The sequence below is a fragment of the Carboxydocella sporoproducens DSM 16521 genome (assembly GCF_900167165.1).
In the GTDB taxonomy this organism is placed as follows: Bacteria; Bacillota.
Genome location: NZ_FUXM01000070.1, coordinates 1 through 3,539, shown reverse-complemented (window position 1 = coordinate 3,539; position 3,539 = coordinate 1). Strand labels below are relative to the sequence as shown.

The 3,539-nt window shown below is 37.6% G+C and carries 2 protein-coding genes; both read left to right on the top strand.

Annotated elements, in window-relative coordinates:
- The first annotated feature begins 828 nt into the window (after positions 1-828).
- Entirely contained in the window at positions 829-1,851 is a 1,023-nt protein-coding gene (locus tag B5D20_RS13390; RefSeq protein ID WP_143311883.1) for a S8 family serine peptidase, read from the top strand.
- A gap of 66 nt (positions 1,852-1,917) precedes the next feature.
- Positions 1,918-2,568, top strand: coding sequence for a hypothetical protein (locus B5D20_RS13385; RefSeq protein ID WP_078666694.1), 651 nt, complete (start codon positions 1,918-1,920; stop codon positions 2,566-2,568).
- Positions 2,569-3,539 lie beyond the last annotated feature (971 nt).

Genomic DNA, 3,539 nt, shown 5'->3' with positions numbered 1-3,539 from the left:
ACAAAAAAGAACTATCGATAATGGGGGTGTATTTTCTTTTTATAACAGGCATTTTAAGGTTATCTATTAAGTCCGGTTTTTGGCGTAAAAGTGCAATACAAAAACACTGTATTTGAAACGCTCCCCTATGTTAAGCCGCAAAAGACTCAAAAACCAAAAACTGAAGCTACTGAGAGAAGCCCTATATACCTCCAGATACGCATTACTTTAAGTATGGACACAATCTGGTTAAAAGACTTACCTACGAAGACAGTGACAGGGATATTTTAAAAATGCTTGAAGAGATATTTCTCCGAAAGTATGCTTAGCTTTGCCTGGATCTAATTTTAAGGAAACCTTAACCGGGCTTGATTTGCCAAAAGTTATGAAGTGAGGTTAAGTCAAGGGCGGGCGAAGCCCGTTCACTTTACCCTTGACTTAACCGAACATAATAACTACAATTGCCAAAGCCAGGTTAGGTTCTTAGCAGGGGGTGACATTTTCACAAGTTATTGACATATCAGATAGTGTCGAAAAATATCAGAATTTTTATGTTGAATTAGTCTATATTTTTCTATAAAATAAAAATGTATCTCAACCCTTTTTTGGAAAGGAGGTGAAAATATGGATAAAAAGATAACATCGTTTTCGCGACCAGTTTTTTTATCGCCAAATGTCCTGTGCATAGTAGTACTATGGTGTATAGTTGCTGTGATTTGATTCTTTGGCAATAACCATGTCTTTGCTCAATCCGATAAAGTTTCGGTTGCAGTTAGGAAAGAAATAAAAAACGGCACAAAAACAGTCGTCCCGGTTATCATCCAAACTAGGGATAATTTGCATAACAAATTGGAAGCCGAAATTACCAAATCAGGGGGCAAAGTAAATAAGTCACTACCGTTGATGAAAGGTTTTGCTGCCGAAATCACTCCAAAGCAGATTCAAGAAATAGCTGCTAGAGAAGAAGTAAGACATATTTCCTTGGATTCTACAGTGGAAGCCCTATTAGATGTAGCAACCCAGACTCTTGGCGTTCCAGAGCAATGGTCCCTTGGAAACACCGGAAAAGGAAGGGTGGTGGCTATTGTTGACTCAGGTATATACCCTCATCCAGACTTATCCCAGCCTAACAATAGGATTATTGCTTTCAAGGATTTCATCAATGGCAAAAAATTACCTTATGACGATTTTGGTCATGGTACTCATGTTGCTGGAATAATCGCAGGCAATGGTTACATGTCCAATGGCCAGTACAAAGGTGTTGCTCCAGAAGCAAGCATTGTTGGGGTGAAGGTGCTTAATCAATACGGTGTTGGTAAAGTCTCGAATGTTATAGCTGGGATTCAGTGGGTAGTCAAAAACAAAAATACTTACGCCATTGATGTACTCAATCTATCCTTGGGTGCGATTGCTACAGAATCTTGGACGACCGATCCTTTGAGTCAGGCCGCACAAAAAGCATGGGAAGCCGGTATGATTGTAGTGGCCGCAGCGGGTAATGATGGACCTAATCCTGGTACTATCCGAACTCCTAGCATTAATCCAAATATCATAACTGTTGGTGCTCTAGACGACCAAGGGACACCTGATCCTAATGACGATGTTATTGCTGGTTTTAGTAGCCAAGGGCCGACAATTGATGGTTTTGCGAAACCTGATAGGTATGCTCCAGGAGTAAATATTACATCACTCCTGGCAGACACGACCTACGTACCTAAAGAAAAAGGCGGTTCTGGAGGAACGCCAAGTTTAAAAATTGTAGCACTTGGCAATTCATCCAAAACCACCACATCGCAATATTATAATACCATGTCTGGAACAAGTTTAGCAACGGCTTTGATTTCAGGTGAGGTTGCTTTATTATTAAACTAAGCAATTCTGTTAATTTTTGCAAAAAACTATTCCGCTACGGAAAATTATATTGGGGAGGTTTTTATGATGGCTAAACTTATTAAAAAGTTATCAATTGCATTAAGTGTTGTTGCTTTGTTTTTCGCTTATTCCGCTGTAGCTTTTGCAGCGACCTCAGTAGATTCTATAAATGCTGCTGATGTGAAAGAAAGAATTGTTCAAGGTAAAGTAACTATTAACATTATCTCTGAAGGGAAAATATTAGTAAGTAAAGAACTTCAAGGATTAACTGTAGCAGTAGGAAACTTGGAAACTACAACTAATGAACACGGCAACTATGTATTGTCCAAAGTCCCCTTTGGTAATGCAAATATTATTGTTACTTACGGGAAGAAAGAACTTGCTAGAGAGAAACTAGGTAACTTCGATGGTACAGAACGAAAAGATATTGTAATTAACATCCCATACAGTGAACTCAAGAATAACATGCATCCGGAATCTGACGGTGTTACTGGTCAGGCATATATCCCTTGTCTTGATAACAACGGCTGGTTTAACTATGGCCCTAGTACTCCTGAACATATTGGATTTCCAGGTAGTGATTGCGATATATCATTAGGTAATTATGCAGAATGCTGGCCAGAAGTATTTGGCGAAGGTACCCGTTATTGCGATGGAACTAAGAATTGCTCAAGGCTTATCGGGCACAGTATGTATTGGCACAGTCATGCCATTTAGACATAGCATGATGTACAGGCTTAACCCGTTTTGTTTTTAGATAGTGTTATCTGTTTAAAAATTGGGGATCTCTTTGTGAAACAGTAAGGGATCTCCCTTGTTTAAAATTTTAATTAGAGAGTGATGATGTAAATATGTTTTTGACATTAATCTTTTTATTAGGTTTTATTATTGCCTTGGGGGTTGCTTTTTGGCAGAAAAAAATAAAAAATAAGGTGATTGTAGCTGCTTTAGGAATCATGCTTATCATATTAACGTACTTTGCTTTTACATTTAGAATTTCACAAACAATGCCATAAAAACTTTGTTAAACCTCATTTTCTAAATTAATCCTCCGTAATCCAGTAGCGTTGCATAAAATTTTTTAGAATTTGTCAAGCTGGGAATTATTTCGATTTAACACAAAATAGGGCGAATTATGCGTTTTTTAGATGAGAAATATAAAAATCTCCTTTATAATAGAGATTAAGGGTAGTCCTTGCCCAAATCTCTAATATAAAGGATAAGCTATAATGCGAGGCAAGGATATCACAAAATCCACATTTTTTCAATTGTTTCAGCCAATTTTTGTGATTATCTTGTGATAATGTCACCTTGTAGAGTATTTTGATAAAATGTCACTATGGACTTGTCAAGAAAAGTGCAGTTTATGCTTTTTGCGATGTACCCTTTTTCAGAATGAAAATTGCTAAAAATATTATAAATAATTTTTTTAAACATTATCATTCAGTTCTTTAGCAAGGATAATGGTATCTCTCTTTTTTTAAATCCTAAAAAAGGGCGCACTAATCCCACTAGCCCTAAAATGACTTCTTAATCATCCGGCCTGTAACTTTTTGCCCATATTAGAGATGCTTTTCTTCTCCTTTTTAAGCTACCAGGCTCCGCATCTTCTCTGCCTGATTTTCCCGAATTCGCCCTATCGCCATTGCTAGCATAACACATAGGGCCAGTCCGCACCGCAGCTTCAT

Excerpts from the sequence above, each read along its gene's own strand:
- B5D20_RS13385 (WP_078666694.1), top strand. The coding sequence starts at position 1,918 with ATGGCTAAACTTATTAAAAAGTTATCAATTGCATTAAGTGTTGTTGCT.